Raw genomic sequence first — 24438 nt, 5'->3', positions numbered from 1 at the left:
GGTCGTGGCGCGGCGATCTTGTGTCGAGCGATTGGTGAGCGACGAGCTGTGGGCGCTGGTGGAGCCGCTGCTGCCCAAGCCGCGCAAGCACAAGCGGGGACGGACAGGCCGTCCGCGGGTGCCGGATCGGGCCGCTCTGGCCGGGATCGTGTTCGTGCTCAAGACCGGGATCAGCTGGAACGCGCTGCCCGCCGAGCTCGGCTGTGGGTCCGGAGTGACCTGCTGGCGGCGGCTACGGCAGTGGCAGCAGGCCGGGGTCTGGGCCCAGCTGCACCGGGTGATGCTCGACCGCCTCGCCCAGCAGGGCCTGCTGGACTGGTCGCGGGCGGCGGTGGACAGCGTGAGCGTGCGGGCCAAGCGCCGCGGCGAGGCCACCGGGCCCTCGCCGACCGATCGCGGGAAGGCGGGCAGCAAGTACCACGTGCTCTGCGACCGAGGCGGGCTCCCGCTGCATGCGCTGGTCACCGGGGCGAACACCCACGACAGTCGGATGCTCGCCCCGCTGCTGGACACCAACCCCGGCGTCCGCGAACGGGCGGGACAGCCGGGGCGTCCGCGACGTCGGCCGGACAAGGTGCACGCCGACAAGGGCTACGACTATCCCCGCTGCCGCCGCTACCTGAGTGGGCGTGGGATCGGGGTGCGGATCGCCCGGCGCGGGATCGAGGACTCCACCCGGCTCGGGCGGGTCCGCTGGGTCGTCGAGCGCACCATGTCCTGGCTGCTGGACTTCCGCCGCCTCGCGCTGCGCTACGACCGCGCCGAATCCACGATCACCGCGCTGTTATCGCTGGCCTGCGCCCTGATCTGCCACCGCCGCCTCACCAAGCCGAAGCCGAAGCCGAAGTGATGGTCGACCCAGCCCTCGCTGAGGCACTCGCCTACGAGGTCGGGGCCAGCGGCCGCCAGGCCAGCCACTCCAAGGCCCGGTCGGCCTCGTCAGGGTCGAAGCGGTGCGGGTCGAACGGCCCGCCCGCCCACTCCAGGCGCTCGGCGCGGTCGGGATGGTCAGGGTCGGCGAGCACGGCCTGGAAGTCCTCATACCCCCCGATCCCGCCGACGTCCTCGGGCGGGCACGCCCCCTGCCCGGCGACGCATCGCGGATAGCACACTCCCGGCTCGACGGCCGCGACCGCCTCGACGGTGATCTCGTGGGCCCAGTTGTCACCGAAGTCGTAGACGTAACCGAACCGGTCACCAGCCTTGACCAGCCGAAACAGCTTCTCTTTCGTCTCGTCGGCGACATCCTGTCCGGGCCAGTCCGGGTCTGGGATCCCGTAGCGGCGCCCGACGATCTCGAACTCGTGCAGATGAGAGTTCGTCCAGCCCATCACTGACTGCACCACCTCGTGCAACACCGCCAAGTCGACCTCGCCCGGCACCTGCACCCGACGCCGGACCGCCGGCACCACCTCGGTCAGGACGATCTCCAACTCGAAAATCTTCGTCTTCTCAGACACACGAGGCGCGACCATCAGCCGATGCTGCCAGCCCCGCCGTCACCGGCAGAACCGGGCCCACCACTTCTGAAACGACGTCTTAGAGGTCATTTCAGAACGAGGTCGACGTGTCTGTTGTAGACGACAAGCGGCTATCTGACCTGCCGTTTGATCTGTCGTCGAGGGGTCAATGGAAACTCGACAAGTCGTTCTGAAACGACCTCTTAGAGGTCGCGCGGATTGGTTGGTGATCATGGACGTCGTGCAGGTCGGGCGTTCCAGCGGTGTGTGGTCCAGGCCTGCCGAATCAAGCTACGGAGTGTGACGATCGTGTCGGCGAGGTCGAAGAACGCGTCGACGACGATTTCTCGTCGTTCGTAGCAGCGCTGCAGCCGGTTGAAGCTGTTGTGCCAAGCGTTGGTCCGCTCGACGTGCCAGCGGCGGGTGGCCTGGATCGGCGCTTTCTCACCCTTGTGCGCGATCTCGCCGTGCAGGCCTCGTTCGGCCAGCGTGTCGCGGGTCTTGCCGGAGTCATAGCCGGCGTCGAGGTGCACGGTGATGTCGTCGGGCAGCGGGCCGAGAGCATCGAGGCGGTCGAGGGTGGGGCCCAGTAGCGGGGAGTCGTGCCGGTTGGCTCCGGCCAGGACTCGGCCCAGCGGGATGCCGTATCCCTCGACGAGCACCGAACGTTTCATACCCTGTTTGCGCCGGTCCACCGGCGACGGACCGGCGACCTCGCCGCCGCCGGGGGCCTTGGTGATGGCGCCATCGACGGCGATGTCGTGCAGCAGCAGACCGACGATGCGGTCGTAGGCGTCCAGGACGATCCGACGCAGCTGGGCGAAGACCCCGAGCCTGATCCACTCGTCACGACGATCGCGGATGGTGGTCGCCGAGCAGGTGCTGTCAGCGATGCCCTCATACGAGCAGCCGAACCGCAGTACCTGCAGGAGCTTGTCGAACACGATCCGATCCGCGATCCGGCGGCGATGGCAGCCCAGCGGATGGGTGGGATCGAACTCGTCTCGATGAGGCAGCAGCGCGGTGAACTGGTCCCACAACGGCTCGGTCAGCCATGATGGCAGGGTGGGCACGCGGCCTCCAGACGATCACGAAGCGTAGATAACTTCATGATCGGCAGGCCCGTACCCGCCCTCGCCCCCAGACACTCGACCGCGGCCAAGCTGTGACCAATCCGCGCGACCTCTTAGAGCGCCCGGCAGTAGAGGTGGCCGTGTGTCGGTGTTGGTAGAGACACGGACCTGCAAGTGATCATGGGATTGCTGATGTCCTGATGGTCGCCTGGAGAGTCCGTGCCTCTACCTGCAACGACACCCCCACGACCTCATTTGCCGGGCGCTCTTAGGGGTGGTGCCCGAGGAGATCAGGGCGTGGAAGCCGGACAGCGCGCCGCAGGCGATGGTGACGAACAGGAACGGGAACAGCGACCCGGCGACGACCGGGCCGTCGTCGCTGCCCGCGAACTCGCTGAACGCGGGCGCCGCGAGCTCGGGCCGGACCACGATGATGGCGACCGCGAGCAGCACGATCGTGCCGATCTTCATGAACGTCGACAGGTAGTCGCACGGCGCGAGCAGCAGCCAGACCGGGAGCACCGCGGCCACGAAGCCGTAGACGATCACACCCCAGGCGATGGTGGTGCGGTCCAGGGTGAACAGGGTCTGGCCCCACTCGGTCTCGGCGACCCAGCCGCCGGCGACGATCGCACCGATCAGCAGCGCGAAGCCGATCCAGGAGACCTCGGAGACCTTGCCCGGACGCAGGTAGCGCAGGTAGACGCCCATGAACAGGGCGATCGGGATGGTCAGCGCGACCGAGAACACGCCCCACGGGCTCTCCCCGAGCGCGTTCACCACGACCAGCGTGAGCACCGCGATCAGGATGATCATGATGGCCAGGGTCGCGATGATGGCCGCGATGCCACCGACCCGGCCGAGCTCCTCGCGCGCCATCTGGCCGAGCGAGCGCCCACCGCGGCGCATCGAGAAGAACAGCACCAGGTAGTCCTGGACCGCGCCGGCGACGATGACGCCGACGATGATCCAGATCGTGCCGGGCAGGTAGCCCATCTGCGCCGCGAGGACCGGCCCGACCAGCGGCCCGGCACCGGCGATCGCGGCGAAGTGGTGGCCGTAGAGGACCCGCCGGTCGGTCGGCAGGAAGTCCTGGCCGTTCTCCTTGTACTCCGCCGGGGTGGCGCGCCGGTCGTCCGGCCGCAGGAGCTTGTTCTCGATGTAGCGCGAGTAGAACCGGTACGCGATCGCGTAGGTGCTCACCGCGGCGAACACGAACCAGATCGCGTTCACCGTCTCCCCGCGGACCAGCGCGAGCATCACCCACGCCACTCCGCCCAGCAGGGCGATCGCCGCCCACACCGCGATCTTGAGCGGGGTCCACGCCCGCTGTTCGGCGAGGAGCACCTCCTCGTCCACCGCAGCAGGCGGCAGCTCGCGCTCCGCCGGTCCGCCCGACACCTGTGTCATCGCGCCCCTCCGATATGTCCGACCCGCGAACTATAGGAGTCGGTGCGCCCGGTGGGAACATCCGTCCGACCGCCGACGCACGGGGCCGCCGCCACCCGGTCGGGTGACGACGGCCGTGGGTCGTGCGGGCGCGTCCGGCGCCGGTCAGAAACCCCCGCCGGGGCCGCTCATCGCCAGCTTGGCCAGCATCTCGCGGGCCCGCTCGGCGTTGCGCGGTTCGCACAGGACGTCGTAGCGGCCCGCCACCATCTGGCTGGCGGACTGGAAGTCCCGGCGGCCCTTGCTCGCGCGGTAGCTGACCGCGGCGAAGGCCATGAAGAACACCGCGCCGGACACCAGGCCGACCACGATCGGCAGGACGTTGCCGTCCGGGGAGAACACGAACAGCAGTATGCCGACGAACAGGCCCAGCCAGGCACCCTGCGCCGCACCCGAGGCGAGCACCCGGCCCCAGGTCAGGCGGGCGATGACCCGCTCGACGAGCATCAGGTCGACGCCGACGATGGTCACGTCGGCGACGGGGAAGTCGGAGTCGGCCAGGTGGTCGACGGCCCGCTGCGCCTCCTCGTAGGTGGCGTAGGAGCCCACCGGCCACCCGGTCGGCGGGGTGGGCAGCTGCGGCAGGCCCGGAGCCGGACGAGTCTGGCCGCCGAAGGGGTTGGTCATGGCGTGCTCCTCGTGGAAGATGTCCTGTCTCGTCGTCGGTGCAACGTTCGACCCGACCGCGACGTGCCCCGAAGACTAGTCGCGGAGCCCCAGGTCACACCCGGCCGACCGGACGACGCGGCCCCGTCCCCCGGGACGGGGTACGGGGCCGTGACGCCGACGGGGGTCAGCGCAGCTTGTAGTCGCGCAGCAGACCCCGGGAGATGATCGTCTTCTGGATCTCCGAGGTGCCCTCGCCGATGAGCAGGAACGGCGCCTCGCGCATGAGGCGCTCGATCTCGTACTCCTTGGAGTAGCCGTAGCCGCCGTGGATGCGGAACGCCTCCTCGGTGACCTCCTTGCAGTACTCCGAGGCGAGCATCTTGGCCATGCCGGCCTCGACGTCGTTGCGCTCGCCGCGGTCCTTGAGGCGCGCGGCGTTGACCATCATCAGATGCGCGGCCTCGACCTTGGTCGCCATCTCGGCGATCTTGAATGCGATCGCCTGGTGCTGGACGATCGGCTTGCCGAAGGTGGAGCGCTGCTGGGCGTACTCGACGCCCAGCTCGAAGGCCCGGATCGCGATGCCGCAGGCACGGGCGGCGACGTTCACGCGGCCGACCTCGACGCCGTCCATCATGTGCGCGAAGCCCTTGCCACGCTCCCCGCCGAGGATCTGCTCACCGGAGATCCGGTGGTCGGAGAACACCAGCTCGGTGGTGTCGACCCCCTTGTAGCCCATCTTGTCGATCTTGCCCGGGACGATCAGGCCGGGGGCGACCTCGCCGTAGCCGGTGGGCTTCTCCACCAGGAACGTGGTGAGGTTCTGGTGCGGGCGCTCGGCGCCCTCGTCGGTCTTCACCAGCACCGCGGTCAGGTTCGACGTGCCACCGTTGGTCAGCCACATCTTGGCGCCGTCGATGACGTAGTCGTCGCCGTCCTGCTTCGCGCGGGTCTTGATCGCCGCGACGTCCGAGCCGAGGTCGGGCTCGGACATCGAGAACGAGCCGCGGGTCTCGCCCGTGGCCATCCTCGGCAGGTACTTCTCCTTCTGCGCCTGCGTGCCGTGCTGGCGGAGCATGTACGCCACGATGAAGTGGGTGTTGATGACGCCGGAGACGCTCATCCAGCCGCGGGCGATCTCCTCGACCACCAGGGCGTAGGTGAGCAGCGACTCGCCGAGGCCGCCGTACTCCTCGGGGATCATGAGGCCGAACAGCCCCATCTCCTTCATCCCGTCGACGATGTCCTGCGGGTAGGTGTCCGCGTGCTCCAGCGCCGTCGCGTGCGGGATGATCTCCTTGTCCACGAAGCTGCGGACGGTGGACAGGATCTCGGTCTGGATGTCGGTCAGACCGGCGGTCTGGGCGAGCCGGGCCATGGGTGTTCCTCCTGGACGTCGGTGTCGGGGGCGGGGTCGCTCAGGACTCCGGCGGGGTCCACTTGTCGGTGCGGGTCATGCCCGCGGCCCGGCCCTTGCCCGAGATCACCAGCGCCATCTTGCGGCTGGCCTCGTCGATCATCTCGTCGCCGATCATCGCCGCACCGCGCTTGCCGCCGGCCTCGGAGGTGAAGTACTCGTAGGCGTCGAGGATGTTCTCGGCGTGGTCGTAGTCCGACTGCGCCGGGGAGAACGTCTCGTTGGCGGCGTCGATCTGACCGGGGTGCAGCACCCACTTGCCGTCGAAGCCGAGCGCGGCCGAGCGGCCGGCGACCCGGCGGAAACCGTCCACGTCCTTGATCTGCAGGTACGGACCGTCGATGGCCTGCTTGTCGTGGGCGCGGGCCGCCATCAGGATCGACATCAGGATGTGGTGGTAGGCGTCGCCCACGTCGTAGCCCGGGGGCTGCTCGCCGACGACCAGGGACTTCATGTTGATCGAGGCCATGAAGTCGGCCGGGCCGAAGATGATCGTCTCGACCCGCGGCGACGCGGTGGCGATCGCGTTCACGTTGGTCAGGCCGAGCACGTTCTCGATCTGTGCCTCGATGCCGATCCTCCCGACCTCGAGACCGTTGGTCTTCTCGAACTGGGTCAGCAGCAGGTCGAGCGCGACGACCTGCTCGGGGGTCTGCACCTTCGGCAGCATGATCGCGTCGAGGTTCGCGCCGGCACCCTCGACGACCTCCACGACGTCGCGGTAGGTCCACTCGGTGGTCCAGTCGTTGACCCGCACGACGCGGATCTTCTCGCCCCAGCCGCCCTCGTTGAGCGCCTCGACGATGGTCTTCCGGGCACCCGGCTTGGCCAGCGGGGCGCAGGCGTCCTCCAGGTCCAGGAACACCTGGTCGGAGTTCAGCGTCCGAGCCTTGTCGATGAACTTCTGGCTCGATCCGGGCACGGCCAGGCAGGACCGGCGGGCGCGGAGGGTGGTGCTCACAGGCGGGCTCCTCGTCGAGATCGTCCTCGCCCGGGTCGCGGCGACGACGTCGTCGTGACACGGGCGCTCGGGCTGGGGTCCGATGCTGGCACGACGACGGCCGCGGCGCCCCGTCCAGGTGATTGGTTTCTCACCCGCCGGTGGTCAGATGGGGTTACCCGTCGGTCACCCCTGTTCGGGAGGTGGGGTCAGCGAGCCCCTGGCCACCGCCACGACGGTCCCGCCGACCCAGCTGGCGACGGCTCGCCCGTCCTCCGTGCGGACGCCGGCGTAGAGCGTGGACGGGCGGCCCATCTCCACGCCCTGGACGACGACGAAGGAGTGCTCGCCGTCATCGGTGACCAGACCGCGGTCGGCGAGGAAGATCCCCAGCGCGACGGCGGCCGAGCCCGTCGCGGGGTCCTCGGGCACGCCGATCCCGACGCCGAACATGCGGGCGTGCACCCGCTCCGCGGTGGCGTCGACGGCGGCGACCAGCAGCCCGGTCGCGCCGCTGCCCGCCACCGCGGCGGCCAGGGCCGTCGGGTCGGGGACCGCGCGGGCGACCGCAGCGGCGGTGACGAGCAGGATCGCGAAGTCGGTCCCGGCACCGGCGACGCCCGGCACGGCGGCGCCGTCGACGTCGTCGGGACCGAGACCGACCGCGGCCGCCAGCCGGACGGCGTCCAGCTCGGCGCCGACCGACGGAGCGCCACCCCACACCCGCGCGCCGGTGTCGTCGACCCGGACCGGCAGCAGGCCCGCCCCGCACTCCTGCACCCGGTCGCCCTCGCCGATGACGCCGTCGCGGGCCAGTACCCAGGCCGTGCCGACGCTGGGGTGCCCGGCGAAGGGCAGCTCGGCGAGCGGGGTGAAGATCCGTACCCGGTAGTCCGCACCGCCCTCGGCGTCACCGGTCGGGGGCAGTGGGAACGTCGTCTCCGACAGGTTGAACTCGGCCGCGATCGCCTGCATCCGGGCGGCCGACAACGCCTCGGCGCCGTGGACGACGGCCAGTGGGTTGCCGGCGTACGGACGGTCGGTGAACACGTCCACGACGTCGTAGCGGAGGGGTTCGGGGGCCTGGCCGGGATCGTGCTGCGGCTCGCTCACGGCGGGCGAGCCTAGTCACCCGACCGGCACCGACGCGGGCCCGCCCGTGGTTCTAGTCTCGGCGCCATGGCCTCGGTACGGGTGTTCGTCGCGCGGATGGCCGGCCTGGCCGTCTACGGCCCGGACGGTGAGCGGATCGGCAAGGTCCGCGACGTCGTCGTGTCGCTGCGCGTGGACAGCCATCCGCCGCGGGTGCTGGGCCTGGTCGTGGACCTGTCCGCGCGCCGCAGCATCTTCGTGCCGATGCTGCGGGTCACCGACATCGCGCCGAGCGCGGTGACGCTGGCCAGCGGCTCGGTGAACCTGCGGTCGTTCGACCAGCGCCCCAACGAGACCCTGGTGCTCGGCCAGCTGCTGAACTCCCCCGCGACCGTGCGCGAGGGCGGGGCCGAGGGGTCGGTCGTCGACGTCGCGATCGAGCCGAGCCGGACCCGCGACTGGGTGATCACCAAGGTGGCGCTGCGGTTCCGGCGGACCCGGCTGGCCCGCAGGCCGCGGGTCGAGGTGTACGGCTGGGAGGCCGTCTCCGGACTCGACGTCGCCGCCGCGCAGGGCGCGGACCGGCTGCTCGCGGTGTTCGACTCGATGCGCCCGGCCGACGTCGCCGCGGCGCTGTCCCGGCTGCCCGACGACCGGCAGCGCCACGTCGTCGACGCCCTGGACGACGAGCGGCTCGCCGACGTTTTCGAGGAGCTGTCCGAGTCCGACCAGCGCGAGCTGCTCGGGTACCTCGACGACGACCGCGCCGCCGACGTCCTGGAGGCGATGAGCCCGGACGACGCGGCGGACCTGCTCGGCGAGCTCGACGACGACGAGGCGGGCCGGCTGCTGGAGCTGATGGAGCCCGACGAGTCCGAGCCCGTGCGCCGTCTGCTGCGTTACGAGTGGGACACCGCGGGCGGCCTGATGACCCCCGAGCCGATCACGCTGGGGCCGGACGTCACCGTGGCCGAGGCGCTGGCCCGGGTCCGCCACCCGGAGGTGCCGCCCGCGCTGGCGTCGATGGTGTTCGTGGTCCGCCCGCCGACGGCGACGCCGACCGGGCGCTACCTGGGCTGCGTGCACGCCCAGCAGCTGTTGCGGGCGGCGCCGTTCGAGCTGGTCGCGGGCATGGTCGACGCCGACCTCCCGCAGCTGGGCCCGGAGGCCGGTCTCGGCGAGGTGACCCGGTACTTCGCCAGCTACAACCTCGTCGCGGGCCCGGTGGTCGACGCCGAGGACCACCTGCTGGGCGCGGTCACCGTCGACGACGTGCTCGACCACCTGCTGCCGCAGGGCTGGCGCGACCGCGACCTCGCCCCGGGCGAGGTGCACGGCGGCTCGGCGCGGGCCGCGAACGGCGGCGCGGGCCGCACGCGTGCCGGGGAGGTGCACGGTGCCTGAGCCCGGGATCGGACGGCGGCTGGACCAGCCGCGCGTCGGCCGTCGGCGGTTCGAGGTGGACCCGGACGGGTTCGCCCGGTTCTCCGAGCGGATCGCCCGGTTCCTCGGGACGGGCCGCTTCCTCGCCATCCAGACGGTGATCGTCGTGGTGTGGATCGCGCTGAACCTGGTCGCCTGGTCGATCCAGTGGGCCCCGTACCCGTTCATCCTGCTCAACCTGGCGTTCTCCACCCAGGCCGCGTATGCGGCTCCGCTGATCCTGCTGGCCCAGAACCGGCAGGACGACCGGGACCGGATCGCGCTGGACGAGGACCGCAGGCGCGCCGAGCGGACGAAGGCCGACACCGAGTTCCTCGCCCGGGAGCTGGCGGCGCTGCGCCTGGCCGTCGGGGAGACCGCGAGCCGGGACTACCTGCGCGGCGAGCTGGAGAAGCTGGGCGACCGGCTCGACGACGCCGTCGCCCGCAGCCGCGGGGAGGACCTTCCGGTCGACCCGGGTGCCCGGAAGAAGATGCGCAGGAAGGAACGCTGAGCGTTCAGGGCACGAGACGGCCCATGATGCGTTCGAGGTCGGCGAGGTCGTCGGCGTCGAGCCGCTCGACGAAGTGCGTCCGGACCCCGCGCAGGTGGGTGACCGCGGCGGTGCGCAGGCGCTCGTAGCCGAGGTCGGTCAGCCGGGCCGCGACGCCGCGGCCGTCGTCGGCGACCTTGGCCCGGGCGACGAGCCCGGCCCGCTCCAGCCGGTCGACCAGCCGGGTGACGCCGGAGCGCGACAGCAGCACGGCGTCGGCCAGCTCGGTCATCCGGAGGAGGTGGCCGGGTGCCTCGGACAGCTGGACCAGCACGTCGTAGGCCGCCAGCGACAGCTGCTGCTCGCCCTCCAGCTCGGTCTCCAGCTGCTTGGTGATGCCCGCGTGTGCGCGCAGGAAGCTGCGCCACGACGCGAGCTCGACCGGGGTGGGGACCACACGGCGGCGCACCGGGTGCTCGCGCGTGGGGGCGCCGCTCGTCTCGTCCATCGCAGAGATGCTAGTGTTGCGGTAACTAGGTTACTTTACTCACGGGCTGGTTTACGGGATCATGAGCTGTGCCGTTGACTGTGACCGTGGACGTTCCGGCCGCCGACCGCGAGGTGCTGGAGTCCTGGCTGCGTTCCTCGTCGGTTTCGGCGGGACTGGCCCGACGGGGCAGGATCGTGTTGCTGGCCGCGGACGGGGTGGCGGTCAAGGACATCGTCACACTGGTCGGGGCGTCGAAGGCGACGGTGATCGGGTGGAAGAAGCGTTACGCCGCTGAGGGGATCGCCGGGCTGGCCGACCGGCCCAAGGCGGGCCGGCCGCCGGTGATCGACGAGGTCGCGGTCGTGCTCGCCACGCTGGAACCGCCGCCTGAGCGGCTCGGAGTCACGCACTGGTCGTCACGGCTGCTCGGTGCCGAGCTCGGGATCTCCCACGTGTGGATCGGCAAGATTTGGCGGCGGTGGGGGCTGCAGCCGTGGAAGTCCGAGACGTTCAAGTTCTCCACCGATCCCGAGCTCGAAGCCAAGGTCCGCGACATCGTCGGGTTGTATCTGAACCCGCCGGACAAGGCCGTCGTGCTCTGCGTCGACGAGAAATCCCAGGTCCAGGCCCTGGACCGGACAGCGCCGATCCTGCCGATCATGCCCGGTATCCCGGAGAAACGGACGCATGACTACGTCCGTCACGGCACCACCACGCTGTTCGCGGCGTTAGAGGTCGCGACCGGGCGGGTCGAGCAGGCGTGCCTGCCGCGGCATCGCCATCAGGAGTTCCTGCGGTTCCTCAAGCAGGTCGCGAAGGCCTACCCGCGGCGCAAGCTGCACCTGGTGGTGGACAACTACGCGACCCACAAGCACCCCGCAGTGAAGGCCTGGCTGGCCCGCAACCCGCGGATCACCCTGCACTTCACCCCGACCTCGGGATCGTGGCTGAACATGGTCGAGGTCTTTTTCGGGGTCATCACCCGCCAGGCCATTCGCCGTGGCAGCTTCGGCAGCGTCAGAGAACTGATCGGCGCGATCGGCCGGTTCATCGACGGCTGGAACGAACGCTGCCACCCGTTCATCTGGACCAAACCCGCAGACCACCTACTCAACCACTGCCGACCCGGTCAAAGAACATCGTTTACGCGACACTAGAGACCGAGGGCCGCCGATGCTGCCACCACCTCGTCGACCCACCCGCTCGCGGACGTGCCGGGCGACACCGCCGGGGAGCCGGAGCGCCCGGGAGCACCCACGTAGCATGGGGTGACGCGAGAGGAAAGAGGTCGTAGGAGCCCATGTCCGTCACCGGCAGCACCAGCACCGTCGTCGAGGCCGTGCGCGCAGCCCTCGGCACCGTCGAGGACCCGGAGATCCACAAGCCGATCACCGAGCTGGGGATGGTCAAGAGCGTCGACGTCTCCGCCGACGGCCTCGCCCACGTCGGGGTCTACCTGACCGTCGCCGGCTGCCCGATGCGCGAGACGATCACCTCCCGCGTCACCGAGGCGGTCTCGAAGGTCCCCGGCGTCGAGCGCGTCGAGGTCGAGCTCGACGTCATGAGCGACGAGCAGCGCACCGAGCTGCGCCGGTCGCTGCGCGGCGACGCCGACGAACCGGTCATCCCCTTCGCCCAGCCCGGCTCGCTGACCCGCGTGTTCTGCGTGGCGTCCGGCAAGGGCGGCGTCGGCAAGTCCTCGGTCACCGTCAACCTGGCCGCGGCCATGGCACGGCGCGGGATGAAGGTCGGCGTGGTCGACGCCGACATCTACGGCCACTCGGTGCCCCGCATGATCGGCGCCGCGGACCGGCCCACCAAGATCGAGAACATGATCATGCCGCCGCAGTCGCACGGCGTGAAGGTCATCTCGATCGGCATGTTCACCGACGGCAACACCCCGGTCGTCTGGCGTGGCCCGATGCTGCACCGCGCGCTGCAGCAGTTCCTCGCCGACGTGTTCTGGGGTGACCTGGACGTGCTGCTGCTCGACCTGCCCCCGGGCACCGGCGACGTCGCCATCTCCACCGCGCAGCTCGTGCCGAACGCCGAGCTGCTGGTCGTCACCACCCCGCAGCAGGCTGCCGCGGAGGTCGCCGAGCGCGCCGGGTCGATCTCCACCCAGACCCGCCAGCGCCTGGCCGGTGTCGTGGAGAACATGTCCTGGATGGAGATGCCCGACGGCTCGCGCAACGAGATCTTCGGCTCCGGCGGCGGGCAGATCGTCGCGGACTCGCTGAGCCGCACCGTCGGCACCACCGTGCCGCTGCTCGGTCAGATCCCGCTCGACGTGGCGCTGCGCGAGGGCGGCGACGCCGGCACCCCGATCGTGCTCGGCAAGCCCGAGTCGGCCGCGGCGCAGGCCCTCGACGCGATCGCGGAGAAGCTGACCGTGAAGGCCCGCGGCCTGGCCGGGATGAGCCTGAACATCTCCCCCGTCGGGCGCTGACCCGCACACCCCCCGACGCCACGAGGCCCCGCACACCCGACCGGTGTGCGGGGCCTCGTCCGTCCCCCGGGGCGGGTCTCAGGACAGCGCGTCGTTGAGCGCCTTGGTCCACAGCGCCAGTCCCTCGTCGACCTGCTCGGAGGTCACGACCAGCGCCGGGATCATCCGGACGACGTTGCCGTACACACCGCAGGTCAGCAGCAGCAGACCCTGCGCGGCGGCCGCGGCGTGCACCTTCGCGGCGGTGGCGCCGTCGGGCTTGCCGTCGGGGTCGACGAACTCGATGCCGATCATGAATCCCCGGCCGCGGACGTCGCCGATGGCGGCGATGCCCTGCGCGGCGTCCCGGACGCCGGCGAGCAGCTTCTCGCCCTGCACACGGGCGTTCTCGACCAGGCCCTCGCCCTGCACGACCTCGAGCGTGGCGAGCGCGGCGGCACAGGCGACGGCGTTGCCGCCGTAGGTGCCGCCCTGCGAGCCGGGCCAGGCCTTCTCCATGAGGGCCTTGGGCGCGGCGATGGCCGAGAGCGGGAAGCCGGAGGCGAGCCCCTTGGCGGTGACGATGATGTCCGGGGTGAGCCCCTCAGCGTGCTGGTGGCCCCAGAACTTCCCGGTGCGGCCGTAGCCGGTCTGGACCTCGTCGGCGATGAGCAGGATGCCGTGGCGGTCGGCGCGCTCGCGCAGCCCGTGCAGGAACGCGGGCGGGGTGGGGACGTAGCCGCCCTCGCCGAGGACCGGCTCGACGATGAACGCGGCGACGTCGGACGCCGGTGCGGTGCTCGCCAGCTGGCGGTCGAGCTCGGACAGGGCGAACGCGACGGCCTGCTCCTCGGACCAGCCGTAGCGGTAGGCGTAGGGGAACGGCGCGAACGCGACCCCGCCCATCATCGGGCCGATCCCGGCGCGGATCTTCGCCCCGGACGTGGTGAGCGCCGCCGCACCCATGGTGCGGCCGTGGAAGCCGCCGTCGAACGCGACGATCAGCTGCCGCCCGGTGGCCTGGCGCGCCAGGCGCACCGACGCCTCGACGGCCTCGGAACCCGAGTTGGTGAAGAACACCGAGTCGATGCCCGCGGGCAGTACCTCGCCCATCCGCTCGACCAGCGTCAGCAGTGGCTGGTGCATCACGGTCGTGTACTGGCCGTGGATCAGCGTGGCCACCTGCTCCTGCGCCGCCGCGACGACCGCGGGGTGGCAGTGCCCGGTGGAGGTGACGCCGATGCCGGCGGTGAAGTCGAGGTGGCGGCGCCCGTCGGTGTCGTACAGGTAGACGCCCTCACCGCGGGCGGCCTGGACCGGGGTGGCCTGCTTCAGCAGCGGGGACAGCTGTGCCATGGGTTCGCAGCTCCTGATGCGTCGAGGGTGGTGCATCTCGGGTTGTCGAGTTGTCGACAATCCTAGGGAAGCACGGGCGGGCAGCTCCGGGCAAGGGTGCGACGGGCCCGCCCTTGCTCTGCTCACCGATACGCAGCACGCGCCCGGACCGCCCCGGCGCCGGGGCCCCGGACGGGCCCGCGCGGCCGGGCGGACACCGCTCGGCGGCGTCGAGATGCGGCTCAGCGGGAGTTGTCGATCTCCACCGCCCGGTGGGCTGCATCTCGGCGCGGGCGCGACGCGAGTGGCCGGCACGCCGCGGAGCCGCCCGGCACCGGCGTGGGGCCGGTGCTGCGTATCGGTGAGCAGAGCAAGGGGACAGGCGGAGGCCCCCCTCGTCCCGGCCGTCGCGACGAGGAAAGCGCTGGTCAGGTCAGCAGAGCGGCGATCACCAGCAGCACCGGTACGGCGACGACGGTCGAGGCCAGAGCCACGTCACGGGCCAGCGGGACGGCACGGTCGTAGCGCACGGCGTAGCCGAACACGTTCTGCGCCGTCGGGAGCGCGGCCAGCACCACCGCGGCGAGCAGCGCCGGTCCGGTCAGGCCGAGCACGCCCGCGGCGAGGGCCCAGGCGAGCAGCGGATGCAGCACGTTCTTGATCAGGACCGCGGTCCACACCGAGCCCGCGGTCTCTCCCGTCCCGGGGCGCCGGGCCCCGTGCAGCGAGATGCCGAAGGCCAGCAGCATGGCGGGCACCGCGAGGTCGGCGAGGAGCTCGACCGGGGCGGTCACCGGCTCGGGCAGCACGACGCCCGTCGCCGACACGGTCAGCCCGGCGGCGGTGGCGATCGCGATCGGGTTGCGCAGCGGGGCGAACGCGACCCGGACCCACCCCGGGCGCTCGCCACGGCCGTCGCCGGGGAGGACGTCCATCAGGGTCGTGAACAGCGGCGTCAGGATCGCCAGCTGGAACAGCAGCACCGGCGCGACCGCGGCGGAGTCGCCCAGCACGTAGGCCGCGATCGGGATGCCGAGGTTGCCCGCGTTGACGTAGCCCGAGGCCATCGAACCGACGACGACCTCGCCGGCCGGGCGGCGGCGCAGGAGCGCGACCGGCACGAACAGCAGACAGGCCAGGGTGCTGGTCAGCGCGGTGACGACCAGGCCCGAGGACAGGACGGCACCGACGTCGGAGCGGCTGAGCGTGGTGAACAGCAGGGCAGGCGTCGCCACGAAGAAGGCGGTGCGGGCGAGGACCTTCGACCCCTGGTCACCGAGCAGGCGGCCGCGGCCGAGGACGTACCCGACGGTCACGACCACGCCGATGACCAGGAAACCCTCGAGGACGCCCACCACGTCCCGGTATGTTACGTATGCGAACTACTCTCCGGGGCGTTCGGCGGCGCGGTTCACAGGCGGGCTCAGGCCGCACCCGGCATCGCGGCCAGGATGCGGGTGACGGCGTCGTCCATGTGGGCGGCCAGGCGGTCGAGCAGAAGCTCGGTGCGACCGTCGCGCAGGGCGTCGCGCAGCCGTTCGTGCTCGGCGAGCAGCGCGCGGGCGGGCGGGGCGGTCTGCTGGAACGCCGCGAGACACATCCGGGTCTCCACGAGCAGCCCCTCGGTCATCCGCCGCAGCCGCGGGCTCCCCGACGCGGCGACGAGCGCCGCATGGAAGTCGTGGTCGGCGTCGGCGAGCGCGACGGCGTCGCCGGCCTCGGCCGCGGCGGCCATCACCCCCAGCGGGATCTCCAGCGCGACGACGGCGGCCGACCGGTCCCCCTCCAGCACCCGGAGCGCCGCGGCCCGTTCGACGGCGGTCCGGGCCAGGTAGACGTCACGGACGTCGTCGGGGCCGAGCTCGCGCACGAACAGTCCGCGGTGGCGTTCGCTGCGCAGCAGCCCCTCGGCGACCAGGCGCTGCATCGCCTCGCGCAGCGGGCCACGGCTCACCCCCAGCCGGTTCGCGAGGTCCACCTCGCCGAGCTGGGTGCCCGGCGCGAAGGTGCCGCGCATGATCGCGGACCGGATACGGTCGGCGACGATCTCCGCGGTGGAACGGCGACTCACCGGCTCCAGGTCCGAGACGTCCAGGCCCACGACTCACCCTCTCCGGAACAGCGTCCCCAGTCCGGGACGGTCGACGTCGGATCCGGCCAGCCGCAGGCCCTGCCAGATGCTCACCTGGTTCGCCGTCAGCACCGGCCTGCCCACCCGGGCGTCGAGCGCGTCGAGCACGTCGACGGTGTGCAGCGCGGTGTCGGGCAGCAGCACCGCGTCGGCGCCGGGCGCGTCCGAGGCCACCGCGGCGGCGAACTCCAGCACGGTCTCCGGCGGCAGCGTCCCGACCTCGGCGGCGGTGATGATGTCGCGCGCGGACAGCGTGTGCACCGAGATGTCGTGGTGGGTCAGGAAGTGCACGAACGCCCCGGCGACGTCGGGCGGGTAGGTCGCCCCGACCGCCACCGACCCGATCCCGAGCCGCCGGCAGGCGTCGACGAAGGCGAACGAGGTGCTCGACGCCGGTACTCCCGACACCCGCTCGAGTTCCGCGACCTGCCGGGCGGCACCCTCGGGACCGAAGATGAACGACCCCGAGGTGCAGGCCCAGACGACCGCGTCCAGCGGCCCCGCCTCCGCGGCGACCCGGCGTGCGCCGTCGGTGAGGACCTCGTCGCCGCCGATGGCCAGCAACGCGTCCTCGCGGTGGGCGTCGACGGCCATCTCGGTGTGGACGAGGGGGAGCCGGCTGCCGTCGTGCAGGAGCTTCTCGGCACGCGGGTAGTCGTCCTCCGCGGAGAAGCCGGGGTACAGGAATCCGACCGTGCTCATGTTGTCGACAATCCTACAGACACCCGGGCCGCCGCAAGGGTCACGACGCCCGCGAGTAGACGAGCCGCTCCCCCACGCTGCCGGCACGCCACACGTCGTGGCAGGCGGTCGCCATCGCGTCGAGGCCCTCGACGATGGTGGCGAACACGTTGCCCGGCACCCAGCCGACGTCCCCGTTGAGCAGCAGGTTGTTGCGGCCGTAGAAGATCGCGAGGTCGATACCGCCCTCGGCCGCGTCGATGCCCTGGTCGTCCCTGAAGGCGCTGTCGAGCATCCCGCCGTGGAAGTCGAAGTAGCAGACGTCGCCCGGGATGGGCGTCACGGTCGGGTTCTCCTGTCCGATGCGCGGGCCGAACCGCCCGACGATGGTGTAGACCTCGTTGCGCGCGTACTTGGCGTGCTGGGCGTCGCCGCCCTTCGGGCCGTCGGCCAGCGCCTCCCAGACCGCCGCCGAGGTGCGCGGCGCCTCAGCCTCCAGCAGCCGGGCGGTGCACGCGACGCCCCGCTTCTCGAGCTCGATCCTGATCAGCTTCGACATCCGATCCCCCTGTCCGATACGCGGATTGTTGACAATCGTAGGTGCGCTTCCTAGCGTGTCAACGCCGCCCGACCTCCCTACCGACAGGATCTTCCGTTGCCGGTTTCCGCTGGTCAGGAACCCATCACCGTCGCCGTACTGCACGGCGGGGAGACGCCGCCCGGCATCGAGCGCCACGTCGGTGACGCACGTCTCCGCTTCGCCGTCGACGCGCGCGAGCTCGCCGACGCACTGCCGGGCAGTGACGTCCTGCTCACCTGGGACTTCACCTCCGACGCCGTCAAGGACGTCTGGGGGACGACCGACACCTCCGCCCTGCGCTGGGTGCACACCGCCAGCGCCGGCGTCGACCGGGTCGCCTTCCCCGCGCTGCTCGCCTCGGGCGCGACGCTCACCAACTCGCGCGGGGTCTTCGACCGCCCGATCGCCGAGTTCGTGCTCGGCGCAGTGATCGCCTTCGCCAAGGACACCGCCCGCTCGCTGGCCCTGCAGCGGGAGCGGACCTGGCGCCACCGCGAGACCGAGACCGTCGCCGGGAAGGTCGCGACGGTCGTCGGGAGCGGACCGATCGGACGTGCCGTCGCCGACCTGCTGGGCGCGGTCGGGATGCGGGTGCGGCTGGTCGGACGGCGCGCCGCGGACGGCGTGCACGCCTTCGAGGAGCTGCCCGGGCTGCTGCCCGACACCGACCACCTGGTGCTCGCGGCGCCGCTGACCGACGCGACCCGCGGGATGCTGCACACCGGCACGATCGCCCTGCTGCCCGAGCGGGCCCGGGTGGTCAACGTCGGTCGGGGCGCGCTGGTCGTCCAGGACGACCTGACCGAGGCGCTCGCGTCCGGACGGCTCGCCGGGGCGGCGCTGGACGTGTTCGAGGTCGAGCCGCTGCCCGCGACCTCGCCGCTGTGGACGATGGAGCACGTGCTGCTCTCCCCGCACATGTCCGGCGACGTCGTCGGGTGGAAGGACATGCTCGTCGAGCTGTTCGCCGACAACCTCGCGCGCTTCGCGGACGGCCGGGAGCTGCGCAACGTGGTGGACCCCGAACGCGGGTACGTGAGCTCATCCGCAGGAAAGGTGTGACTGCTGTGACGACTGCAGACCTCAGCGCGACCGAGCTGCTGGCGGGCTACCGCAGCGGCGAGATCTCCCCGGTGCAGGCCACCCGGGACGCGCTGGACCGGATCGAGGCCCACGACGGTGCGGTGAACGCGTTCTGCCTGGTCGACGCCGACTCCGCCCTCGCCCAGGCGAAGGACTCGCAGGCGCGCTGGCAGGCCGGGGAGCCGGTCGGGCCGCTCGACGGCGTGCCCACCTCGATCAAGGACATGCTGCTCACGATCGGCTGGCCCACCCGCCGCGGCTCGACGACGACATCGCCGGACGGGCCGTTCGAGGTCGACGGCCCGCCGGTGGCCAGGGTCCGCGCCGCGGGCGCGGTGCTGATCGGCAAGAACACCACGCCCGAGCTGGCCTGGAAGGGCGTCACCGACTCGCCGCTGACCGGCGTCACCACCAACCCGTGGGACCCGACGAGGACGGCCGGGGGGTCGTCCGGTGGGTCGGCGTCGGCCGTCGGGCTGGGGATGGGCCCGCTGTCGCTGGGCACCGACGCGGGCGGCTCGGTCCGCATCCCGGCCGCGTTCACCGGGACCGTCGCGCACAAGCCCACCTACGGGCGGATCGCGCACTACCCGGGTTCGGCGTTCGGGACCCTGGCCCACGTCGGCCCGATGACCCGCACCGTCGACGACGCCGCACTGCTGTACGACGTCGTCGCCCAGCCCGACACCCGCGACCCCTGGGTGTTCGACGTGCCGCGCGAGTCCGCCGTGGCGCGGCTCGCGGGTGGGGCGCAGGGACTGCGGGTCGCGTTCTCCCCCACCCTGGGCTTCGTCGACGTCGACCCCGAGGTCGCCGCGCTCGTCGCCGAGGCGGTCGAGGTGTTCTCCCGGGAGCTGGGCGCGACCGTGGAGACCGCCGACCCCGGATTCGCCGACCCGATCGAGCCGTTCCACACCCTGTGGTTCGCCGCCGCGGCGAAGTCGCTGGAGCCGATCGGCCCGGAGGCGCGGGCGGCGATGGACCCGGCGCTGGTGGAGATCGCGGAGCAGGGTGCGCGGGTGTCCGCGCTGGACTACCTGGGCGCGATGGCCGTCCGCAACGAGCTGGGCACCCTGATGGGCGGCTTCCACACCGAGTACGACCTGCTGCTCACCCCGACCCTGCCGATCACCGCCTTCGAGGGCGGCCGGGAGGTGCCCGAGGGCTGGCACGACCCGCGCTGGACGTCGTGGACCCCGTTCACCTACCCGTTCAACATGACCCAGCAGCCCGCGACGTCGGTCCCGTGCGGCTTCACCTCCGCGGGGCTGCCGGTGGGGCTGCAGGTCGTCGGGCCGCGGCACGCCGACGCCACGGTGCTGGCCGCCGCCCACGCCTACCAGCGCGCGACGACGCACCACCTGCGCCGCCCGCCGCTGCTGGGCTGACCCGCCCACGACGGTGCCGCGCCCGGCCGGGGTGCGGCACCGTCGTCGCACCGCCCGGGGGGCGGGCCGCAGGTCAGGTGGCGTCCGGGTCCACCGGGGGGCGCTCATCCGCGGCCAGCGGCGACTGGGGCGCGCGGACCGGGGCCGCCGCCGGCGCCGCGGCCCCGCCCAGGGCCGCGGCGCCGGCGGCGGCCGCGGTGCCACCCGGCCCGGGGGCGAACCCGTTGGGCTTGACCGGCGGGGTGTAGGCGTCGTTGTCGGAGAACAGGCTGCGGGTGATCGCGGTCCGCGGGTTGAGCGACCGCAGGCTGCGCAGGTCGTTGAGCGGCTGCTGGATCTGGTCGAACTCCGGACCCAGCTCCTTCTTCAGGTGGTTCTGCGCGCCGCTCGCGAACTCCTTGACCTGGCGGACCGCACGACCGACCCAGGCCGCCGCCTCCGGCAGCCGTTCCGGGCCCAGGATGAACAGCCCCGCCACGACCAGGACGAGGAGCTCCGGCATGCCGACGTTCTCGAACACAGCGCCAGCCTACGGGTACTAGCGCTGCCCGAGCGTCACGGTCACGGTGAGCGGTCGTCCCTGTCGGACGAGGCCCACCGGGACCTGCTCCCCGGGGCCGTGTTCGCGGACGGCGACGACGAGCTCGTCGGCGCTGGCGATGGGGCGCCCGGCCACGTCGACCACGACGTCGCCGTCGGCGATCCCGGCGGCGGCCGCCGGTCCGCCCGCCACGACGTTCTGCACCTGGGCGCCGTCGGTGGCGCCGTCGGTGACCGACCGGGCGTTGACGCCGAGGTCGGCGTGCGCGACGCGGCCGGTGCGGATGAGCTCCTCGGCGATGGCGCGGGCGTCGTCGATCGGGATGGCGAAGCCCAGGCCGATCGAGCCGCCCTGGCCACCGGACTCGGCGCTGCCCGCGCTGCGGATCGCGGTGTTGATCCCCACGACGGCGCCGGTGGCGTCGACCAGCGGGCCGCCGGAGTTGCCGGGGTTGATGGCGGCGTCGGTCTGCACGGCGTCGATCACCGCGTCGCCCGCGCTGCCCTCGGGGTCGAGCCGCACCGGACGGTCGACGGCCGACACGATCCCGGTCGTCACCGTGCCCGCCAGCCCGAACGGCGACCCGATGGCGATCACCGCGTCACCGACGGCGAGCTCGCCGGAACGGCCGACCGCCGCGACCGTCGGGTTCGCGACGGGCACCTTGACCACGGCGAGGTCGGTCATCGGGTCCGCCCCGACGACGGTGGCCGGGACCCGGGAGCCGTCGGAGAACAGCGCCTCGATCGTGCCCTGACCGGGCCCGGTCGCCGGCGCGACGACGTGGTCGTTGGTGAGCACGTAGCCCTCGGGGTCGATCACGACGCCGGACCCGTTGCCCGCCTGGTTCCCGACGGTCACCTCCAGCGAGACCACGGCGGGCAGCACCCGCGAGGCGACCTCCGACACCGAGCCGGGCGGCCGTTCACGGGCGGGCTCCGTCGCGCCGATCACGGCTCCGGGGCTGGTCAGGGCGCCTGCCGCGGTGGCGGTCCAGTGCCCGACCAGCCCACCCGCCGCGCCGACGACGAGGGCGAGCACCCCGAGCAGCGCCAGCGCGCGCGGCTGCACCCGCTTGCCGAACAGCACCTCGCGGACGCTGAGCCGGGGGCCGTCGGGCCGGGGGCCGTCGTCGGTGTCCGCGCCGTCGCCGGGGGGCGGGGCGGCGACGACCGGTGTCCCCGGATCGCGCCACGGGTCGCCCGCCGAGCCTCCGGGCCAGAACGGGTCCTGCTCGTCGCTCTGCTCACCGTGGCGCAGCGCGTCGCCCGCACCCGGCGGGCGCTGCAGACCACCGGCGGGCTCGCCGTCCTGCGTCCGGTCCGGGCGCCCGAACGCGCGGGCGACGGCGGCGGTCGGCGGGGCCCCGGTCGGCAGCGACCCCGTCGACCCCCGCTGCGACGGCGGCGGCGCGAAGGAGCTGTCGACGCCGTCCGGGCGGCCGAACGTCGCACGCTCGCCGGGGTCGGTCGCGGGGCGTTCGAGCGGACGGGGGCGCAACCGCGGCGGGGCGGAGCCGGAGGGGCCCGGGTCGGGGGCGTCGTCGGGGGGCGCCCCGCGGTCGTCGCTCACCGGGTCGTCCCGGGGGACGGGGAGACTGCTCCCGACGATCGTCGCGCCGGCACGGCGACCACCCAGTACACCCGCACAGCCTGCCCGCCGGGTGGTGAAGTCGGTGTATCGGTGACCCCTCGACGTCTCAGGGGATCGAGGACAGGTCGGCCTCTCCGGTCGGCACGGCCGAGGTGGTCGGTGACAGCGGCGCCCCGGACGAGCCCGTCGTCCCGGTGGCCGGGACGGCCGTCCGCCGCGACGAGGCGGGCACCGGGGTGGCCGCGAACCGGGCGACGGCCGCGGCCCCCGGGCCGGGCACGGCCGGTGCGGCCGGAGCGCCGGTCGGCGCGGCCGGCAGCCCGAACGCCAGTGCGCCGAGCGCCAGCCCGGACACGGCGGCACCGGTGCCCAGACGGACCCGTCGCGACCGGCTCGCCCGCCGGCCGTGGTCCCCGTCGACGGGGGCCGGTCGCAGCACGGAGACCAGCTGGCCGTCCGGGGTGAGCGACAGACCCGCGGGCGGCGGGGGCAGCTCGGTGTCCTGCGGGATGGCCCGCAGCGTCGACATCAGCGACGGCGGCAGCGTGGGCGCGTCCGCACCCCGCAGCGCAGACCGTGCCCGTCGTTGCTCGGCGACCTCCGCCGCGCAGTCGGGGCAGCGCTCGAGGTGGCGGGTGGCGCGGTCGTGCGGACCGGCGGCCAGCTCGTCGTCCACGAAGGCGACGACCGCCTCGAGCGTCAGGTGGGTCTCCCCCCAGTTCGGGGGGACGACCTGGAAACGCCGTCGCTCGGTCACGGGACCAACTCTGCCACCGGACCGCCGTCGGATGCCACCGGCTGCGTCCGCGGACCGGTGCCGGCACGGCGCTCCGCCGGCTCGGCGTCGGCCGCGCGGTGGCGCTCCAGCGACGCCCGCAGCGCGGTCCGCCCGCGGTGGATGCGGCTGCGGACGGTGCCGAGCTTGACCCCGAGGGTCGCGCCGATCTCCTCGTAGGACAGGCCCTCGACGTCGCACAGGACGACCGCGACGCGGAAGTCCGGGGGCAGCTCGTCCAGCGCCGCCTGCAGGTGCGGGTCGAGGTGGTTGATGGCGAACACCGTCTCGGGCTCGGGACCACCGCCCGGGAGACGGTCGGTGTCCTCGGGCAGGCCCTCCATCCGCAGCCGGGCGCGGCGGCGGACCATGTCCAGGAACAGGTTCGTGGTGATGCGGTGCAGCCAGCCCTCGAACGTGCCGGGCTTGTAGGACGCCAGGGACCGGAACACCCGGATGAAGGTCTCCTGGGTCAGGTCCTCGGCGTCGTGCTGGTTGCCGGACAGGCGGTAGGCGAGGCGGTAGACGCGGTCGGCGTGCTCCCGGACGACCTCGTCCCAGGTGGGCGGGGTCCAGTCGGCACCCTCACCGGGGCGGGTACCGGCGGCGGCGTCCCGGAACGGGGCGTCGTCGGTGGTGCGAGGGGCGGACATCGGGGCGGGGCACCTCCGTCGAGTCGCGACCGTGTCGTGATGTCGATCGGACGCGAGGACTCGTTCGTTGCAGCACAGACTGCCCGCCACCCATGAGGAGGATGTGAAACCCGTCTGAGAGAAGTCTGTGAAACCGTCGACGGATCATGCGGCGATAATCTTGCGCCATGAGCACACCGGCGGGGGCGGCCGCGTACGTCGAGGGCTATCTCGCCGAGGACGACGCGTGCGGCGAGGCACGCGCGCTGGGCACGGCGGCGGGCGCGCACCCGATCTCCCCGGCGGGCGGGGCGGCACTCTCGGTCCTGGCCGCGACGATCTCCGCGCGGGCGGTCGTCGAGATCGGCACCGGTGCCGGGGTGAGCGGGCTGTACCTGCTGCGCGGCATGGCCGCGGACGGGACGCTGACCACCATCGACGTCGACCCGGAGCTGCAGCGCTCGGCGCGTCGCACCTTCGTCGCCGCCGGGTACGGGCCGGGTCGGGCCCGGCTGATCAACGGGATGGCGCTGGAGGTGCTGCCGCGGCTGACCGACGGCGGCTACGACCTCGTCGTCGCCGACGCCGTCCCGGCCGAGTACCCGGGCTACCTGGCCGAGGCGATCCGGCTGCTGCGTCCCGGCGGGGTGCTGGTGCTGGAGGGCGTGCTCGACGGCGGCCGGGTCGCCGAGGACGGCGCCGGACACGGTCCGGGCACGGCCGCACTGCGCGAGACCGCCGCCCTGGTCCGCGACGACGAGCGCCTGCTGTCGGCGCTGCTGCCGGTCTCGGACGGGATGCTCTGCGCCGTCCGCAGGTGAGCGGA

General features: G+C 72.5%; 24 protein-coding genes and 1 pseudogene. 8 read left to right on the top strand and 17 right to left on the bottom strand.

Features of this window, described 5'->3' with window-relative positions; all coding sequences use genetic code 11:
• The first annotated feature begins 4 nt into the window (after positions 1-4).
• The gene (locus KPF47_RS14870; protein WP_224386179.1) at positions 5-850 is read left to right on the top strand and encodes an IS5 family transposase; all 846 of its coding nucleotides are present in this window, start codon (positions 5-7) and stop codon (positions 848-850) included.
• A gap of 31 nt (positions 851-881) precedes the next feature.
• Here the strand turns inward: KPF47_RS14870 and KPF47_RS14865 are convergent, their stop codons facing one another.
• From KPF47_RS14865 to KPF47_RS14835, 7 genes and pseudogenes are all read right to left on the bottom strand, one after another.
• Positions 882-1475: a plasmid pRiA4b ORF-3 family protein gene (locus tag KPF47_RS14865; RefSeq protein ID WP_224386178.1), complete on the bottom strand. Its 594-nt coding sequence runs from the start codon at positions 1473-1475 to the stop codon at positions 882-884.
• A gap of 215 nt (positions 1476-1690) precedes the next feature.
• Positions 1691-2533 carry an IS5 family transposase gene (locus tag KPF47_RS14860; RefSeq protein WP_224386276.1) on the bottom strand — a complete coding sequence of 281 codons (843 nt, stop codon included), beginning with the start codon at positions 2531-2533 and terminating at the stop codon, positions 1691-1693.
• 249 nt (positions 2534-2782) lie between these two features.
• A pseudogene (locus KPF47_RS14855) lies at positions 2783-3943 on the bottom strand (carbon starvation CstA family protein); the annotation flags it as partial.
• A gap of 144 nt (positions 3944-4087) precedes the next feature.
• Positions 4088-4609 carry a general stress protein gene (locus tag KPF47_RS14850; RefSeq protein WP_224389387.1) on the bottom strand — a complete coding sequence of 174 codons (522 nt, stop codon included), beginning with the start codon at positions 4607-4609 and terminating at the stop codon, positions 4088-4090.
• A gap of 166 nt (positions 4610-4775) precedes the next feature.
• Entirely contained in the window at positions 4776-5969 is a 1194-nt protein-coding gene (locus KPF47_RS14845; RefSeq protein WP_224389386.1) for an acyl-CoA dehydrogenase family protein, read from the bottom strand.
• A gap of 40 nt (positions 5970-6009) precedes the next feature.
• Positions 6010-6969, bottom strand: a complete 960-nt coding sequence (locus KPF47_RS14840) for a CoA ester lyase (RefSeq protein WP_224389385.1) — start codon at positions 6967-6969, stop codon at positions 6010-6012.
• Positions 6970-7134: 165 nt separating this feature from the next.
• Positions 7135-8061 (bottom strand): PhzF family phenazine biosynthesis protein, encoded by a 927-nt coding sequence (locus tag KPF47_RS14835; RefSeq protein ID WP_224389384.1) that lies wholly within the window; start codon positions 8059-8061, stop codon positions 7135-7137.
• Positions 8062-8127: 66 nt separating this feature from the next.
• Between KPF47_RS14835 and KPF47_RS14830 the strand changes: the two genes are divergently transcribed.
• Both KPF47_RS14830 and KPF47_RS14825 read left to right on the top strand, forming a co-directional pair.
• Entirely contained in the window at positions 8128-9444 is a 1317-nt protein-coding gene (locus tag KPF47_RS14830) for a magnesium transporter MgtE N-terminal domain-containing protein (RefSeq protein ID WP_224389383.1), read from the top strand.
• Positions 9437-9976: a DUF1003 domain-containing protein gene (locus KPF47_RS14825; RefSeq protein WP_224389382.1), complete on the top strand. Its 540-nt coding sequence runs from the start codon at positions 9437-9439 to the stop codon at positions 9974-9976. The genes KPF47_RS14830 and KPF47_RS14825 overlap by 8 nt, the downstream gene beginning before the upstream one ends.
• Before the next feature lie 4 nt (positions 9977-9980).
• On the opposite strand, the gene KPF47_RS14820 is transcribed toward KPF47_RS14825, so the two are convergent.
• Complete coding sequence (locus KPF47_RS14820; protein WP_224389381.1) at positions 9981-10463, bottom strand: MarR family winged helix-turn-helix transcriptional regulator; 483 nt, start codon at positions 10461-10463, stop codon at positions 9981-9983.
• A gap of 74 nt (positions 10464-10537) precedes the next feature.
• Between KPF47_RS14820 and KPF47_RS14815 the strand changes: the two genes are divergently transcribed.
• A complete protein-coding gene (locus KPF47_RS14815; protein ID WP_255658826.1) occupies positions 10538-11602 on the top strand; it encodes an IS630 family transposase in 1065 nt (354 codons plus the stop codon).
• 143 nt (positions 11603-11745) lie between these two features.
• On the top strand, positions 11746-12894 hold the full coding sequence (locus KPF47_RS14810) for an Mrp/NBP35 family ATP-binding protein (protein WP_062400483.1): 1149 nt from the start codon (positions 11746-11748) through the stop codon (positions 12892-12894).
• Positions 12895-12972: 78 nt separating this feature from the next.
• On the opposite strand, the gene KPF47_RS14805 is transcribed toward KPF47_RS14810, so the two are convergent.
• The 5 genes from KPF47_RS14805 to KPF47_RS14785 form a co-directional block, all read right to left on the bottom strand.
• On the bottom strand, positions 12973-14229 hold the full coding sequence (locus KPF47_RS14805) for an aspartate aminotransferase family protein (RefSeq protein WP_224389380.1): 1257 nt from the start codon (positions 14227-14229) through the stop codon (positions 12973-12975).
• Between the two features lie 407 nt (positions 14230-14636).
• Positions 14637-15566, bottom strand: coding sequence for an AEC family transporter (locus tag KPF47_RS14800; protein ID WP_224389379.1), 930 nt, complete (start codon positions 15564-15566; stop codon positions 14637-14639).
• 65 nt (positions 15567-15631) lie between these two features.
• Entirely contained in the window at positions 15632-16309 is a 678-nt protein-coding gene (locus KPF47_RS14795; RefSeq protein WP_308015400.1) for a GntR family transcriptional regulator, read from the bottom strand.
• A 3-nt stretch (positions 16310-16312) separates the two neighbouring features.
• A complete protein-coding gene (locus tag KPF47_RS14790) occupies positions 16313-17041 on the bottom strand; it encodes a maleate cis-trans isomerase (protein ID WP_224389378.1) in 729 nt (242 codons plus the stop codon).
• 40 nt (positions 17042-17081) lie between these two features.
• A complete protein-coding gene (locus KPF47_RS14785) occupies positions 17082-17579 on the bottom strand; it encodes a DUF3830 family protein (protein WP_224389377.1) in 498 nt (165 codons plus the stop codon).
• A gap of 96 nt (positions 17580-17675) precedes the next feature.
• On the opposite strand from KPF47_RS14785, the gene KPF47_RS14780 reads away from it, so the two are divergent.
• Positions 17676-18662 (top strand): D-2-hydroxyacid dehydrogenase, encoded by a 987-nt coding sequence (locus KPF47_RS14780; RefSeq protein ID WP_224389376.1) that lies wholly within the window; start codon positions 17676-17678, stop codon positions 18660-18662.
• Between the two features lie 5 nt (positions 18663-18667).
• Positions 18668-20071: an amidase gene (locus KPF47_RS14775; protein ID WP_224389375.1), complete on the top strand. Its 1404-nt coding sequence runs from the start codon at positions 18668-18670 to the stop codon at positions 20069-20071.
• A gap of 73 nt (positions 20072-20144) precedes the next feature.
• Here KPF47_RS14775 and tatB read toward each other — a convergent pair whose 3' ends face one another.
• The 4 genes from tatB to sigE all read right to left on the bottom strand — a co-directional run bounded on the left by tatB (position 20145) and on the right by sigE (position 23633).
• Positions 20145-20591: a Sec-independent protein translocase protein TatB gene (gene tatB, locus KPF47_RS14770; protein WP_224389374.1), complete on the bottom strand. Its 447-nt coding sequence runs from the start codon at positions 20589-20591 to the stop codon at positions 20145-20147.
• A gap of 18 nt (positions 20592-20609) precedes the next feature.
• A complete protein-coding gene (locus tag KPF47_RS14765; protein WP_224389373.1) occupies positions 20610-22184 on the bottom strand; it encodes a S1C family serine protease in 1575 nt (524 codons plus the stop codon).
• A gap of 127 nt (positions 22185-22311) precedes the next feature.
• Entirely contained in the window at positions 22312-22962 is a 651-nt protein-coding gene (locus KPF47_RS14760; RefSeq protein WP_224389372.1) for an anti-sigma factor, read from the bottom strand.
• A complete protein-coding gene (sigE, locus tag KPF47_RS14755; protein WP_224389371.1) occupies positions 22959-23633 on the bottom strand; it encodes an RNA polymerase sigma factor SigE in 675 nt (224 codons plus the stop codon). The genes KPF47_RS14760 and sigE overlap by 4 nt, the downstream gene beginning before the upstream one ends.
• A gap of 167 nt (positions 23634-23800) precedes the next feature.
• Between sigE and KPF47_RS14750 the strand changes: the two genes are divergently transcribed.
• A complete protein-coding gene (locus KPF47_RS14750) occupies positions 23801-24433 on the top strand; it encodes an O-methyltransferase (protein ID WP_224389370.1) in 633 nt (210 codons plus the stop codon).
• Positions 24434-24438 lie beyond the last annotated feature (5 nt).

The sequence above is a fragment of the Pseudonocardia sp. ICBG1293 genome (assembly GCF_020131355.1).
Taxonomy (GTDB): Bacteria; Actinomycetota; Actinomycetes; order Mycobacteriales; family Pseudonocardiaceae; genus Pseudonocardia.
The sequence above is the reverse complement of the archived record's forward strand: the minus strand, read 5'-3'. Positions and strand labels throughout refer to the sequence as shown.